14 protein-coding genes and 1 riboswitch are annotated in these 14,308 nt (G+C 71.8%); of the genes, 6 read left to right on the forward strand and 8 right to left on the reverse strand.

Annotation, left to right across the window (positions count from 1 at the left end; genetic code table 11):
- Positions 1-217: 217 nt before the first annotated feature.
- Positions 218-2,209, reverse strand: coding sequence for an anthranilate synthase family protein (locus tag ACTWQE_RS25855; RefSeq protein ID WP_443331446.1), 1,992 nt, complete (start codon positions 2,207-2,209; stop codon positions 218-220).
- A gap of 291 nt (positions 2,210-2,500) precedes the next feature.
- On the opposite strand from ACTWQE_RS25855, the gene ACTWQE_RS25860 reads away from it, so the two are divergent.
- Together ACTWQE_RS25860 and ACTWQE_RS25865 are read left to right on the forward strand one after the other, a co-directional pair.
- Positions 2,501-3,850, forward strand: a complete 1,350-nt coding sequence (locus tag ACTWQE_RS25860; RefSeq protein WP_443331447.1) for a class II 3-deoxy-7-phosphoheptulonate synthase — start codon at positions 2,501-2,503, stop codon at positions 3,848-3,850.
- A 206-nt stretch (positions 3,851-4,056) separates the two neighbouring features.
- Entirely contained in the window at positions 4,057-4,290 is a 234-nt protein-coding gene (locus tag ACTWQE_RS25865; RefSeq protein ID WP_443331448.1) for a (2Fe-2S)-binding protein, read from the forward strand.
- A 70-nt stretch (positions 4,291-4,360) separates the two neighbouring features.
- On the opposite strand, the gene bfr is transcribed toward ACTWQE_RS25865, so the two are convergent.
- Entirely contained in the window at positions 4,361-4,840 is a 480-nt protein-coding gene (gene bfr / locus ACTWQE_RS25870) for a bacterioferritin (RefSeq protein ID WP_443331449.1), read from the reverse strand.
- Between the two features lie 159 nt (positions 4,841-4,999).
- Between bfr and ACTWQE_RS25875 the strand changes: the two genes are divergently transcribed.
- A complete protein-coding gene (locus ACTWQE_RS25875) occupies positions 5,000-5,623 on the forward strand; it encodes a sulfite oxidase-like oxidoreductase (protein WP_443331451.1) in 624 nt (207 codons plus the stop codon).
- An 82-nt stretch (positions 5,624-5,705) separates the two neighbouring features.
- Here ACTWQE_RS25875 and ACTWQE_RS25880 read toward each other — a convergent pair whose 3' ends face one another.
- The 6 genes from ACTWQE_RS25880 to thiO form a co-directional block, all read right to left on the reverse strand.
- On the reverse strand, positions 5,706-6,581 hold the full coding sequence (locus ACTWQE_RS25880; protein ID WP_443331452.1) for a deoxyribonuclease IV: 876 nt from the start codon (positions 6,579-6,581) through the stop codon (positions 5,706-5,708).
- Between the two features lie 187 nt (positions 6,582-6,768).
- Positions 6,769-8,694, reverse strand: a complete 1,926-nt coding sequence (gene pknB / locus ACTWQE_RS25885; RefSeq protein WP_443331453.1) for a Stk1 family PASTA domain-containing Ser/Thr kinase — start codon at positions 8,692-8,694, stop codon at positions 6,769-6,771.
- 266 nt (positions 8,695-8,960) lie between these two features.
- Positions 8,961-9,416, reverse strand: coding sequence for an SRPBCC domain-containing protein (locus tag ACTWQE_RS25890; protein WP_443331454.1), 456 nt, complete (start codon positions 9,414-9,416; stop codon positions 8,961-8,963).
- Positions 9,417-9,590: 174 nt separating this feature from the next.
- Positions 9,591-10,421 (reverse strand): thiazole synthase, encoded by an 831-nt coding sequence (locus ACTWQE_RS25895; protein WP_443331455.1) that lies wholly within the window; start codon positions 10,419-10,421, stop codon positions 9,591-9,593.
- A gap of 3 nt (positions 10,422-10,424) precedes the next feature.
- A complete protein-coding gene (thiS, locus tag ACTWQE_RS25900; RefSeq protein ID WP_443331456.1) occupies positions 10,425-10,625 on the reverse strand; it encodes a sulfur carrier protein ThiS in 201 nt (66 codons plus the stop codon).
- A complete protein-coding gene (thiO, locus tag ACTWQE_RS25905; protein ID WP_443331457.1) occupies positions 10,622-11,881 on the reverse strand; it encodes a glycine oxidase ThiO in 1,260 nt (419 codons plus the stop codon). The genes thiS and thiO overlap by 4 nt, the downstream gene beginning before the upstream one ends.
- A riboswitch (TPP riboswitch) is annotated at positions 11,879-11,991 on the reverse strand. (Overlaps the previous gene by 3 nt.)
- Before the next feature lie 58 nt (positions 11,992-12,049).
- Between thiO and ACTWQE_RS25910 the strand changes: the two genes are divergently transcribed.
- From ACTWQE_RS25910 to ACTWQE_RS25920, 3 genes are all read left to right on the forward strand, one after another.
- On the forward strand, positions 12,050-12,391 hold the full coding sequence (locus ACTWQE_RS25910) for a hypothetical protein (RefSeq protein WP_443331458.1): 342 nt from the start codon (positions 12,050-12,052) through the stop codon (positions 12,389-12,391).
- 154 nt (positions 12,392-12,545) lie between these two features.
- Positions 12,546-13,715, forward strand: coding sequence for an NAD(P)/FAD-dependent oxidoreductase (locus ACTWQE_RS25915; protein WP_443331462.1), 1,170 nt, complete (start codon positions 12,546-12,548; stop codon positions 13,713-13,715).
- Between the two features lie 194 nt (positions 13,716-13,909).
- Entirely contained in the window at positions 13,910-14,275 is a 366-nt protein-coding gene (locus ACTWQE_RS25920; RefSeq protein WP_443331459.1) for an Rv2175c family DNA-binding protein, read from the forward strand.
- Positions 14,276-14,308 lie beyond the last annotated feature (33 nt).

Consider the following 14,308-nt stretch of genomic DNA (forward strand, 5'->3'; position numbering starts at 1 on the left):
CGCGGGCGGCCCCCGGCCGTCGTCACGGGGCGGCCCCCGGCCTTCGTCACCGGCGGACAGGGCGGCCGCCGGGTCCGCTGCCGCGTCTCTCGTACGGCTCCTCCCAACCGGCCTGCCCGGAAAGGGCGTTCGGGCGGGAGGAGCCGTCGTAGGGGCAGCGGACCGGGACCGGTGAGCCGGGGTGGTGAACGGCGCGGCCGGAGAGCCGCGCCGACGGTCACACCAGTACGGCCGCGAGCAGCGCCGCCGTGATCGACGCGCCGTCCAGGGTCAGCACCGACTCGGGGTGGAACTGGACGCCCGCGAAGCCCGGCCCGCGCAGGGCGTGCACATCCCCTGTCGCCGGGTCGCGGCTCAGCTCCACCCCGTGCATCGCCAGTTCCGCCTCCGCACCGGCGTCGCACCGCGCCGTAAAGGTGTTGTAGAACCCCACGACCTCCTCGCGCCCGAAGAAGTCGATACGCTCCTGCGCTCCCTGGAAGGGCACATCCTTCCGGACGATCTCCAGACCCAGTTCGGCCGCGATCAGCTCATGGCCGAGGCATACCCCCAACAAAGAGGCGCGGCCCGAAGGGCCTCCATGAGGGACGGCGGTCGGGTGACGGGTGGGACCGTGCTGGTGCTCGCGGACCAACGTGGCCGCCAGCTCCCGCAGGAAGCCCATCTTCGGGTCCGCGGTGTTGCCAGGGTCGCCGGGCCCCGGGCCGAGGACCACAGGGCCGGGGTGCGACAGCGCCGCCTCCCGCAGCCCCGGCTCGTCATGGCGCCGTACGGTCACCTCCAGACCGGTGGAGCGCAGCACGTGCGCGAGCATCGCGGTGAAGGTGTCCTCCGCGTCGATCACGAGGGCGTGCCCGCGCATCTCGGCCGACTGCTGCTGCATCCGCAGCCAGAAGGGCGCGAGGCCGGCCCGCCGGGCGTCCAGCGCGGCCCGTACCCGGGCGTCGTCCGCCAGTTTCGGCCGGTCTCCCTCCGCCTTCCTGGCGGGGCCGGGACGCACCCCCAGGGCGGCCAGCACGCCCGCCGCCTTGGCGTGTGTCTCCGCGACCTCGCCGTACGGGTCGGAGTGGCGTACGAGCGTGGCGCCGACGGGCACCCTCAGCCGTCCCGTCGCGTCGATGTCCGCCGTGCGGATGAGAATCGGGGAGTCCAGGGTCTGCGCGCCACCGGCGTCGCGGCCGATGAGCGCCAGGGCACCGGCGTAGTAGCCGCGTCCGCCCGCTGCGCCCTCCCGCTCCGCGCCGCCCTCATGGCGCTCGATCACCCGGCAGGCGTTCTGCACCGGCGAGCCCGTGACGGTCGCCGCGAACATCGTCTCCCTCAGCACCTCCCGCACATCCAGGGAGCTGCGGCCGCGCAGCTCGTATTCGGTGTGCGCCAGGTGTGCCATCTCCTTCAGCCGCGGCCCCACCACGACCCCGCCCATGCCGCCGACGGTGCACATCATCTTCAGCTCCTCGTCCACGACCATCGACAGCTCCTCCACCTCCTTGCGGTCATGGAGAAAGGCCAGCAGGCCGTCGGCGCCGGGCCCCTCCGGCGGGTACCGGTAGGTGCCGCTGATCGGGTTCATGACGACGGTGCCGCCGGACATCCGGACGTGCACCTCCGGGCTGGCCCCGACCAGGGTGCGCGCGCCGGTGTGCACGACATACGTCCAGTACGCGCCGCGCTCACCGGTCAGCAGCCGGCGGAAGAGAGCGAGAGCGTCGGCGCGCGAGAAGCCGGGGACCTCGCCCTGGAACGTCCGCCGAATCACAAAGTTCGCGCCCTCGCCCCGCCCGATCTCGTCCTCGATCACCCGCCGGACGATCTCCGCGTACTCCTCGTCGGGCACGTCGAACGCTCCGCCCTCGACCCGCACCTCATGCCGCGGCAGGGCGTCCCGTACGGCGCCGAGCGGAAGTTCGTACGCCTCCTCGGGCCGCAGTACGGTCAGTGGGGTGCCGTCGTCACGGACGTCGAAGCCCCGCTCGCGGATCTGCCGGAACGGCACCAGGGCGAGCGCGTCCGTCACGGGCTCGCCCGTCGCCCCCTCGGCCAGCGGGATGTCCGCCAGCAGCCCGACGTCCTCCACGGGACCGATCAGCACCTCGACGGCGGCCTGGCCGCCGTCCGGCCGGCCGGGGATGCGGCGGTGGATCAGAGCGAACGGCGGGCAGCTGTCCGTGGCCAGCCGGTGCAGGAGTGCGGTCGGATCGGGGTGCATGAAGGGTTCCTTCCGGATTCGATCGGTGATCGGGGCGGGAGGAACGGCCGCGTCTGTCGCAGACACACGGAAGGCCGCCCCTCGGGCGGCCTTCGCGTCGGTGTGTGGATACGCGCAGTCAGTGGGCCGCCGGGAGAGCGGGCCACCACCAGTCCATGGTCTTCTGCGCGAACATGCCCCGTACCCTAGCCGAGGTCCCGCCGGCGCGTGCGTGCGTCTCACCCTGCGAGCTTTGTCTCATTGTGTGGGCGGTGGAGAGGGCACCCGAAAGGACCCCGTAATGTTGACACCGTGACCGTGAATGCTGAATCCCACGCCAGGAACAACACCTGGCGAGACCTTCCCGCGGCGCAGCAGCCCGAGTGGCCCGACCCCGAGGCTCTGCGCGATGTGATCGCGGACCTCGAGTCGTATCCTCCGCTCGTCTTCGCGGGTGAGTGCGACCAGCTGCGCGCCAGCCTGGGAGCCGTCGCCAAGGGGGAGGCGTTCCTGCTGCAGGGCGGCGACTGCGCCGAGGCCTTCGACGCCGTGGGCGCCGACCAGATCCGCAACAAGCTGAAGACGCTGCTCCAGATGGGCGCCGTGCTGACCTACGCCGGCTCGGTGCCGGTCGTGAAGGTCGGCCGGATCGCCGGTCAGTACAGCAAGCCGCGCTCGAAGCCGACCGAGACGCGGGACGGGGTGACCCTGCCGACCTACCGCGGTGACTCCGTCAACGGCTTCGAGTTCACCGAGGCGGCCCGGATCCCGGACCCCGAGCGGCTCAAGCGGATGTACCACGCCTCCGCCGCGACGCTGAACCTCGTACGTGCCTTCACCACCGGCGGCTACGCCGACCTGCGCCAGGTGCACGCCTGGAACCAGGACTTCGTGAAGTCCTCCCCGTCGGGGCAGCGGTACGAGGCGCTGGCGCGCGAGATCGACCGGGCGATGAACTTCATGCACGCCTGCGGGGTCGACCCGGAGGAGTTCAAGACCGTCGAGTTCTACTCCTCCCACGAGGCGCTGGTGCTCGACTACGAGTCGGCGCTGACCCGTACGGACTCGCGCACCGGCGATCTGTACGACGTCTCCGGTCACATGGTCTGGATCGGCGAGCGCACCCGGCAGCTCGACGGGGCGCACATCGAGTTCGCCTCCCGGATCCGCAACCCGATCGGTGTGAAGCTCGGCCCGACGACCACCCCGGAGGAGGCGCTCACCCTCATCGAGCGTCTCGACCCGGACCGTGAGCCGGGGCGTCTGACCTTCATCACGCGGATGGGCGCGGACAAGGTCCGCGACAAGCTGCCGACGCTGGTCGAGAAGGTCACCGCCTCCGGTGCCCAGGTGGCGTGGGTGTGCGACCCGATGCACGGCAACACCTTCGAGGCGGCGTCCGGTCACAAGACCCGGCGCTTCGACGATGTGCTCGACGAGGTCAAGGGCTTCTTCGAGGTCCACAAGGGCCTGGGCACCCACCCGGGCGGCATCCATGTCGAGCTGACCGGTGACGATGTCACCGAGTGCGTGGGCGGCGGCGACGAGATCTTCGTGGACGACCTGCACCAGCGGTACGAGACGGCGTGCGACCCGCGGCTCAACCGCAGCCAGTCCCTGGACCTGGCGTTCCTGGTCGCGGAGATGTACCGGGGCCAGTAGGCCGGGGCGCGGTGCCCGGGGCTGGTAGGGCGCGGGCGGTGCCCGAAAACGACGCATGACGCCGGTGGGGCGTGGATCACAGAGATCCGCGCCCCACCGGCGTTGTGAGGGTCTGGTCAGAGCGGGTAAGGTAAGGGTAACCTCACTGATCAATGGGGTGTGAGGTTGCCTATCAATCCCGGACCGTTCCGTCTGCCGACAAGGGTGTGAACCGCGTGTACGTCTGCTCATGCTTCGGCATCACGGAGACGCAGGTGCGCGAGCATGTGGATTCAGGCGCCTGCACGCCGCGCCAGATAGCGTCCGCCTGCAAGGCCGGGACCGACTGCGGCAACTGCGTACGCCGTATCCAGGCGCTTCTGGGGCGTGGCTCCTGCCCTCGTCGGGACATGGTGGAGCAGGGTGAGCCCGCGGTGTTCACCGCCGTGGAAGCGGCGTGACCGCCCGGAGGTCCCGTCCCCGTAGAGGGTGCCCTCCGAAGAGAGCCGTCCGGTGCCCTGAAGGCCGGGATCAGCTGTCCGGCTGCTCGATCACCTGCGCGATGTAGAGCGGTTCCCCGAGCTTCTCGATCAGCTCCAGCTGGGTGTCGAGATAGTCGATGTGGTGCTCCTCGTCGGCGAGAATGGTCTCGAAGATATTGGCCGAGGTGATGTCCCCCTTGGCCCGCATGACGTCCACCCCGCGCCTGAGGCGGTCGATCGCCTCGACCTCGATCTGCCGGTCCGCCTGGAACATCTCGGTGACCGTCTGGCCCACCCGGACGTGAAACAGCCGCTGGTAATTCGGCAGGCCCTCCAGGAAGAGGATGCGGTCGGTGAGTACCTCGGCGTGCTTCATCTCGTCGAACGACTCGGCACGGGTGTACTTCGCGAGCTTGGTCCACCCGAAGTTCTCCTGCATCTTGGCGTGCAGGAAGTACTGGTTGATCGCGGTCAGCTCGGCGGTCAGCTGTTCATTGAGGAACTCGATGACTTCGGGGTCGCCCTGCATCGCAGCGGCTCCTTTCACGCATTACAGCAAGAACGGCAGGTTGCCCGCATCCTCGCATCGCCGACAGTGACGATCCAGTAAGTGCACGCTCAGTATGCGCCGCCCGGATCGGCATTGCCCTGGTCATGACCACCCTTCCCCGTCTGTCACCATGGAGTCATGGGTCAGCCGGAAAGCCGCGAAGGGGCACAGCTCGAGCTTCCTCCGGGGCAGCGGCTCCAGCGCGGCTGGCCGGTCACGCACTACGGCCCGGTCCCCAAGTTCAAGCCCGACCGCTGGGAATTCCGGGTCTTCGGCGCGACGGCCGACGGCGACAAGCACTGCTGGACGCACGAGGAATTCTCGGCCATGCCGTACTCCACGGTCGTGGCCGATCTGCACTGCGTCACCAAGTTCAGCATGCTCGGTGCGGAATGGGGCGGTGTCGCCGCCCGTACGATCCTGGATCTCGCCCCGCCCGCGCCCGACGTCACGCATGTGATGGTGTGGGCCGAGTACGGCTTCAGCTCCAACCTCCGGCTCTCCGACTTCGCGGCCGAGCGGACCATCTTCGCCACGCACAAGAGCGGTGAGCTGCTCACCGCCGAGCACGGCTTCCCGGTCCGGCTGGTCGTCCCCCATCTGTACGCCTGGAAGGGGCCCAAATGGGTCCGCGGCGTGGAGTACATGACGGCCGACCGCCGTGGCTTCTGGGAGGAGCGCGGCTATCACAACATCGGCGACCCCTGGCGGGAGCAGCGTTACTCCTACCAGGAGGAACCGGGCGACGGCCCGGAACTCTAGAGCACGTCCCCGGTGCCCGCCGTCCGCCGCAGGACGCGAGCCACGACGCCCGGTGTGTGCCGCCGCGGGGCGGGACGGCCTTTCAGGAGGCCCGGAGTTCCTTGAGGCGGAGGACGTCGGCCGCGTGGCCCTCCTTGCGGCCGGGGGTCTCGATGACCAGCGGCACTCCCTCCGTGGCGGGGTGCCGGAACAGCTCGCCGAAGGGATCCGCCCCGATGTGACCGGCTCCGATGTTCTCGTGCCGGTCCTTGTGAGCGCCCACGACGTCCTTCGAGTCGTTCGCGTGGATCAGCTTGAGCCGGCCCTCGCCGACCGTGCCGACCAGCTCGTCGAGCAGCAGCTTCATCCCGCCGGGTGCGGCCATGTCGTGACCCGCGGCGAAGGCATGGCAGGTGTCCAGGCAGACGCCGAGCCGCGGATGCCGGTCCAGGGCCTCGACGTACGGTCCGAGGTCCTCGATGAGGGAGCACAGCGAGGCGCCCTGGCCCGCTGTCGGCTCCAGCAGCAGAAACGGGCTGTCGTCGTGGGTCAGCTCCTCCAGCAGCGGGAGCATGTGCTCCCGGACCTGGGCGAGGGCGTCGGCGCGGGGCCGCCCGCCGGTCGCCGAGCCGGTGTGGACCACGACACCGAGCGCGCCGATGTCCCGGCCGCGCCGGAGCGAGTGGCGCAGCGAGTCCACCGAACGCTCCACCGTGGCCTCGGTGTGCGAACCGAAGTTGATCAGATAGGGCGCGTGGACGTACGCCGGTATGCCGCCGGCTTCACAGGCCTCACGGAACCCCTCGTCCTGGCGCGGGTTGCCGGGCGGGGTCGCCCAGCCGCGGGGGTTGGCCACGAACACCTGCACGGCCTCGGCGCCGATCTCACGGCCGTAGGACAGGCCGACGGAGGCGAGGCCGCCGGCCACCGGCACATGGCTGCCGACCGGATTGCGGGGCCCGGAGGTTCGGATTCTCACGGCCCCAGGATCCCATGCGTGGCCCGGTGGTCCCTACGCCCCTCAGCAGGCGCAGGGCCGCCCCCAGTGGCCCCAGGCGGTGGGCCGGTGGCGACGCAGCGGGCGGTCCGTCCCCAGCGGGCGTTACGTCCGCCCTGGGCGGATCCCTCTCCACGGACGCCGGGCCTGCCTCGTGGAGACGGATCCGCTAGCGGACGCGGATGGTGATCGAGCTGCCCTTCCGGGCCTTCTCGCCGCCGTCCACGGACTGGTCGAAGACCTTGTCGCCGAAGAAGAACCGGGAAACGTCGACCTTGAAACCCTTCGACTCGAGCTCCCGCTTCGCCTCGTCGAGGCTCTTGCCCTCGACGTCGGGAACCTCGACCATCAGCTGCCCCTTGGAGACGGTGAGCGTGACAGTGTCGCCCTCCGCCAGCCGGATGCCCTCCTCGGGGGAATGCTCGGCGACCGTGCCCTCGTCCTCCTCGGAGAAGACCCTCCGGGGGGCGACCTCGACCTTGAGTCCCGCGTCGCGCAGCGTCTGCGTCGCGTCCTCGACCGACTCGCCCGTGAGGTCGGGTGTCTCGACGGGCTCGCCCTTGCTGACCGTGAGCGCGACGGCGGAGTCCGGCTTGCGCTGGGTGCCCGCCCCCGGTTCCGTACTGATCACCGAGCCCTGCGCCACCGTGTCGTCGAACTCCTCCCGCACGATGCCCGGCGCCAGGCCCAGCTCCTTGAGCTGCCGCTTCGCCTTCGCCAGCGGGACCCGTTCGAGGTCGGGAACCTTCACGACCTCGGGGCCCTTGGAGACCGTGATGGTGACCGTGCCGGTATTGCGGATCCGGGCGCCGAGCCGGGGGTCGGTGGTGACGACATCGCCCCGGTCCACGACGTCGCTGAATCCGCTTCTGACCTTCACATCCAGCCCCGCGTCCCGCAGCTTCTCCTCCGCCTTCTGGCGCGGCAGGCCGAGGACGCCGGGGACCTTGGTGAACTGGCCCGAGTTGATGTACCAGACGCCCGCGCCCACGCCGGCCACCAGCAGCACGGCGGTGATCAGGGCGAGGACCCCGCGCTGCGGCCCTCGACGGCCCGGGCCGGGTGCAGGCTGCTGTGGGCTGGACGCCGGCATCTCCAGCCGGCTGGTCCGGTTCAGCTCTTCATCACTCACGGGCCCGCCGAGCCGCTGTGTGCCCCGTGCCGACCGGGGGATCACGCTCGTACGGTCCTCGGAGCCCGCCCGGGTCTCCGCCAGGGCCTGCGGGGGGACGGCGTCCAGCTGCTCGTCGGTGAGCGCGGACCGGGCGTCGCGGGCCCGGGCGAGCAGGGCGACGGCGTCGGTGGGACGCTGCCCGGGGTCACGGGCGGTCGCGGCCGCCACCAGGGCGTCCAGCTCGGCAGCGAGACCCGGTACCGCCGTGGACGGCGGGGGAACGTCTGCGTGGAGGTGCTGGTAGAGCACTTGGGCGGGCGTGCCGCCGTCGTGCGGCTTGGTGCCCGTCAGCATTTCGTACAGCGCGATCCCGCAGGCGTAGACGTCCGCCCGGGTGTCGGCGGTGCCGTGCTCTATCTGCTCCGGAGCGAGATAGGAGACCGTGCCGAGCAGGGATCCGGAGGAGGCGGTGGTGTTGGTGTCCACGGCCCGTACGAGCCCGAAGTCGGCGACCTTGACCCGGCCGTCGTCCCCGATGAGGACGTTCTCCGGCTTCATGTCCCGGTGCACCAGCCCGGCGCGGTGGGCGGCGCCCAGGGCGGCGAGGACCGGCTCCAGGATGTCGAGGGCCGCGCGGGGCTGCAGGGCGCCGCGCTCGCGCAGCACGTCGCGCAGGGTGCACCCGGCGACGTACTCCATCGCGAGATAGACGTACGACCCGTCCATGCCCTGGTCGAAGACGCCGACCACATTGGGGTGGGCGAGCCGGGCGACGGACTTGGCCTCACGGATGAATCGGTCGACGAACGCGCCGTCGGAGGCCAGGCCCGGGTGCATCACCTTGAGGGCGAGCACACGGTCGAGACGGGTGTCCACAGCCCGGTAGACCGTGGCCATACCACCGACGGCGATCCGCGCGTCGACTCGGTAGCGGCCGTCGAGCACGTGCCCGACGAGCGGGTCCTGCAGGGTCGTATCCACGACAGTGCAGTCTACGAGCCATCACCGACAGGTCTGGCCATCCGGAGCGACCCGGCGCACGACTGCAGCCGAACAGTGACAGCGGGGCGGCGGCACGCGGCCGGGGGCACCGTGGACCGGGCGGGGGCAGCCTGCCGGGCCCCGGCGCCGCCATATCAGGCCCTGGAGCGCTGGGACCGGGGCCCGGGACGCCCTGGCTCGGGGGCAGGCCCCGCGCCAGGGACCGGCCCTGGGAGGCCGTGGTTCCAGGCGTGGACGCGGTGGTTTCAGGCGTGGGACGCGGCGGCGATGGCGGCGAGCTCCTCCAGGGCCGTGGTCCACGCCATCCCCGCGTACTCGGCGTGCCGGGCCTTCTCCTCCGCGGAGACATCGAGCCCGCCGATCCCGGTCTCGGCCACGATGACGCGGGTGCCGGGCCCCTCGGGTGTGAGGTTGAACTCGATCAGGGTGGAGTCACCTCGTCCGGGTGGCACATCCGGGTCCTTGGCGAGGCGGAAGCTGAAGCGGAACGGGGCTTCGACCAGCTCGGCCCGCCCGTGGAACTCTCCGTGCTCGTCCCAGCGGAAGCGCAGCGCACCCCCGGGACGCAGATCCATCTCGGCCCCGCCGAAGGCGTACCAGGCCTGGATGTGCTCGTCGGCGGTCAGCACCCGCCATACGCGGTCGGCGGGCGCCGGGACGTACACCTCACGCTCGACGCTGTCGAGGAGCTCTGGGGCCACGGGGACCACCTCCGATTCCACGCTAAGGCCTGTTCCGCCGTACCGGTCCCGGCCGGAGGCCTGCCACGGCCGGCCGGGGCGGGGCAGGCCTCCGACGAGGGCCGACGGGAGGCCGCTTCCCCGGGAGAACGCCGCGTGCGGCGGGCCGTGGCGGACGCGAGCTCTCCCGTTCCGCTACCGGAAGGCGGGGCGCTCGGGATCCAGGGCTGCCAGGCCCTCGGCCGGTGAGGACGCCTCGGCGAAGTGGCGGCGCGGAATGCGGCCCGCCCGGTGGGCCAGCCGTCCCGCCTCGACGGCGTGTCGCATCGCCCCGGCCATCAGCACCGGCTCCTGGGCGCGGGTGACCGCCGAGGCGAGCATCACCGCCGCACAGCCCAGCTCCATCGCCAGGGCCGCGTCCGAGGCGGTGCCCGCCCCGGCGTCGAGGATCACGGGCACGCGCGCGTGCTCGGTGATCAGCTGGAAATTGTGCGGGTTGCGGATGCCCAGACCCGAGCCGATGGGCGACCCCAGCGGCATGATCGCGGCGCAGCCGGCGTCCTCGAGCTTCCGGGCCAGGACGGGGTCGTCATTGGTGTAGGGCAGCACCGTGAAGCCGTCGTCGACCAGGACCTCGGCGGCGTCCAGGAGTTCGACCGGATCGGGCAGCAGGATGCGCTCGTCCGCGACCACCTCCAGCTTGATCCAGTCGGTGCCCAGGGCCTCCCGGGCGAGGCGCGCGGTGAGTACGGCCTCACCCGCGGTGAAGCAGCCGGCGGTGTTCGGCAGGACGCGGATGCCGAGCTTGTCGAGCACGGACAGCACCGAGCCGTGCACGGTCGGGTCGAGGCGTCGCATCGCCACGGTGGTCAGCTCGGTACCGGAGGCGATCAGTGCACGCTCCAGGACGTCGAGGCTCGGGGCGCCGCCCGTTCCCATGATCAACCGGGAGGTGAAGGAGGTACCGCCGATGGTGAGCGGGTCGGTGGCCGTGTCCGCTCCCCGCAGGGGCGCTGTGCCGGTCATCGTTCAGCCTCCCTGGACCGCGGTGAGGACCTCGACGCGGTCGCCGTCGCCGAGCGGGGTGGTGGGCCACTGGCCGCGTGGTACGACGGTCTCGTTGAGTGCGGCGGCGACACCCACGGGTGCGGTGGTCAGACCCGCGACGATCCGGTCCAGAGTGGTCCCCTCGGGGATCTCACGGGGCTCGCCGTTGACGGAGACGGTCATGCGGGCTGCTCCTGCCGTACGGATGCGTCGGAGGCGGGCGTGTTCGTGGAGGCGGGGCCGGAGGCCGGGGCGGGCCCTCCGCCGGGTGAGAAGCGCAGGGGGGTGAACGGGCGTGCCTCCTCGGGGAGTTCGCCGGTGGCCAGGAGTTCGGCCATGGCATCCCCGGTCACCGGGGTGAGCAGCACACCGTTGCGGTGGTGGCCGGTCGCCAGGTGCAGACCGGGCAGCGCGGTCGGCCCGAGCAGCGGCGCGTTGTCGGGCGAACCGGGGCGCAGCCCGGCACGGGTCTCGACGAGCGGGAGTTCGGTGATCCCGGGCACCAGCTCATGGGCGTCACGCAGGAGTTCGTACACCCCGCCCGCGGTGACGGTGGTGTCCCAGCCCAGCTCCTCGCTGGTCGCCCCGAGCACCAGTTCGCCGTTCTCGCGGGGTACGAGATAGACGTGCCCGCCGCGGACCACCGCCCGTACGGTCCGGGAGAGGAACGGCGCGATGCGCCCGGGGACGCGCAGCCGCAGGATCTGGCCCTTGACCGGGCGAACGGGCGGCAGTACGTCGTCGGGGACCCCGGCGAGCCGGCCGCTCCGGCTGCCCCCGGCGAGGACGACCTGTCCAGCGGCGAGTTCCGTGCCGTCGTCGAGGACCGCACCCGCGGCCCGGTCCCGCCGGACCAGGAGCCGCTCGGCCCAGGCGCGGTGCAGGACCACCCCCGCCCGTTCACAGGCCGCGAGGAGGGCCGCCGCGAGCCGGCGGGGGTCGGTCTGGTGGTCGCCGTCGACGCGCAGCCCGCCCCGTACGCACGGAGCGAGCAACGGCTCCAGACGCCGGCACTCGCGCCCCGACAGCCACTGCGAGTCAAGTCCGTACCGGAGTTGGAGCGCATGGAGCTCTCGCAGGTGGGCGCGGTCGTCGGCGTCCAGGGCGACGGCCAGGGTGCCGCAGGCGCGATAGCCGGTGTCCTGGCCGCTCGCCTCCTCCAACTCGGCCGTGAACGCCGGATAGCGGTGAGCGGAGGTGCGGTTGAGACCGAGCAGGGTCTCCTCGCCGTAGTGGAGTTCGGTGACGGCCGCCAGCATTCCCGCGGCGACCTGGGCGGCGCCGCCGCCGGGCGCCGGGTCGGCGATCGCGGTACGCAGCCCGCGCTGCGCCGCCCGCCAGGCCGTGACCAGGCCGATGATGCCGCCCCCGATGACGAGGGCGTCGTAGGTGCGGTGCGCGGTCCCCGCGGAAGCGGTGCTGTCTTCGGGCGCGTGCATGGGCGTCCAGCCCCTCCCTTCGCCGGCATGACCCGGATCAGGTTCGTACGGTCGGAGGCCGCTCAGCCTCCCTCTCAGCCCGGTCCGTCCGGGCTCCCGCGAGTGCTCTACGGTCGTCACCTTAACGTGCCGCACACCCGCCCAGTAAGGACCAGTAAGGAGGGGCCCATGGCCCGGTCGCTGAACGGCCTTGTCCTCGCCCCCGTCACCGACCAGGCACCCGGCCAGGTCGGCACCCGGACCCGGTTCGCCTACCACGAGGCCGGCGGCCGGATCTGGGCGGAGTACTCGGGCGGCGACATCGTCCACGGCCATCTCGTCGGGACGCGCGACGGCGACCGGCTCGACTTCCGCTACGTCCAGCTGGGGCGGGACGGCGCCACCTCCTCCGGCCACTGCGAGAGCACGGTGCTGGAACTGCCCGACGGCCGCATCCGGCTGGAGGAGCGCTGGGAGTGGGAGTCGCGGGAAGGCAGCGGCACCAGTGCGGTCGAGGAGATCCTGCCCTGAAGCGCCCCTGTATTCCCTGGCAGAGCACGCATGATGCTGTGTCAGAAATCTCGCTGCCCGGGTCTGCGGCACCCCCCTGCCACCGTCCTAGAGTGATCGTGTGAGCGAGGACAAGCAGCAGACAGCGCAGCGGGTCGTCATCGTCGGCGCGGGCATGGCGGGCGTGCAGACCGCGGTCGCTCTGCGCGAGCGGGGCTGGAGCGGGGACATCACCCTCCTGGGCGCCGAGCCGCACCAGCCGTACGACCGCCCGCCGCTGTCCAAGGCGGTGCTGCTGGGCAAAGCAGACGGCTCGGCCTTCGACATCGACTTCGCCGCGCTGGACATCGAACTCCTGCTCGGCCGCCAGGTCACATCCCTGCGCCCGGAGGACCACCTCCTGGAGACCGGAGCCGGGCCCGTGCCGTACGACCGGCTCGTCCTCGCCACCGGTGCCGCGCCCATCACGCTGCCCGGCAGTGAGGGCGTTCCCGGCGTACACCTGCTGCGCACCCTCGACGACGCCGAGGCGCTGCGCCCCGTACTGGCGGCGCGACGGGAGGTCGTCGTGGTCGGGGCGGGCTGGATCGGCGCCGAGTTCGCCACCGCCGCACGCGAGGCGGGCTGCGCCGTCACCGTCGTCGAGGCCGCGGACCGCCCCCTCGCGGGGGCCCTCCCCGCCGAGGTCGCCGAGTACATGCGGGCCTGGTACGACGAGAGCGGCGCCCGCCTGGTCACCGGCGCGCGTGTGGCGGCGGTCGAGCCCGGCGCGGTGCTGCTGGAGGACGGCACGCGGCTGCCCGCGGACGCCGTGGTGGTCGGCATCGGCGCGAGGCCCGCCACCGACTGGCTGGCGGGCTCGGGCGTCGAACTGTCCCCGGACGGCTCCGTACGGACCGACGACCGGCTGCGCACCTCCGCGCCGGACGTCTACGCGGTCGGTGACTGCGCCTCCTTCCCGTCCGCCCGGTACGGCGACCGACTGCTCGTCCACCACTGGGACAACGCCCTCCAGGGCCCCCGCACGGTGGCAGCCAACATCGTCGGGGGAGCGGCGGAGGGGCTGGTCTACGACCCGGTGCCCTACTTCTGGTCCGAGCAGTTCGGCCGGTTCGTGCAGTACGCGGGGCACCACGCCGCCGCGGACAGCACGGTGTGGCGGGGTGACCCCACAGGGGCCTCCTGGTCGGTGTGCTGGCTGCGCGACGGTGTCCTGCTCGCGCTGCTGGCGGTCGGCCGGCCGCGCGATCTCGCGCAGGGCCGCAAGCTGATCGAACGCGGAGCCCGGATCGATCCTCGGCGTGCCGCGGATCCCTCGGTGCCGTTGAAATCGGCGGTCCTCTGACACGGCGCGGGGCGGCGGCGCGCCGGAGCCCGTGACCGGACTCCCGCGGGCGCGGGGCGGGGCAGGACCGCTGCCGGACCCCGCTCACAGGGGCGATCGGGACGCCCGGGCCCCGTGCCGCCCCGCCCGGCCACGGCACTGGTCCGGCCGCGCTCGGCTACCGACTGTCAGTCCGAGATGGCAGGCTTGTCCCTGTGACCGAGATTGACACGAAGACCGATGCGCTCGTTCCCGCCTGGCTCACCCTTCCCGACATCGCCGATCGGCTCGGCGTCGAGGTGACCCGTGTCCGGCAGCTGGTCAAGGAAGGCCAGTTGATCGCGGTGCGCCGTGGCGAGAACCGGGTGTTGCAGGTGCCCGCCGATTTCATCGGCGACGGCAAAGTCGTCAAAGGCCTGGCCGGGACGCTGACGCTCCTGAAGGACGACGGCTTCACCGACGAAGAGATGCTGGAGTGGCTCTTCACCCCGGATCCGACCCTGCCCGGCACCCCCGCGCAGGCGCTGCGCGAGAATCGCGGCACGGAAGTGAAGCGCCGCGCCCAGGCGCTCGCCGTCTGAAACTGGACAACCGCCCGGCGTGGTGGAGCGGTG

The sequence above is a fragment of the Streptomyces sp. 8N706 genome, from assembly GCF_052245415.1.
Classification (GTDB): Bacteria; Actinomycetota; Actinomycetes; order Streptomycetales; family Streptomycetaceae; genus Streptomyces.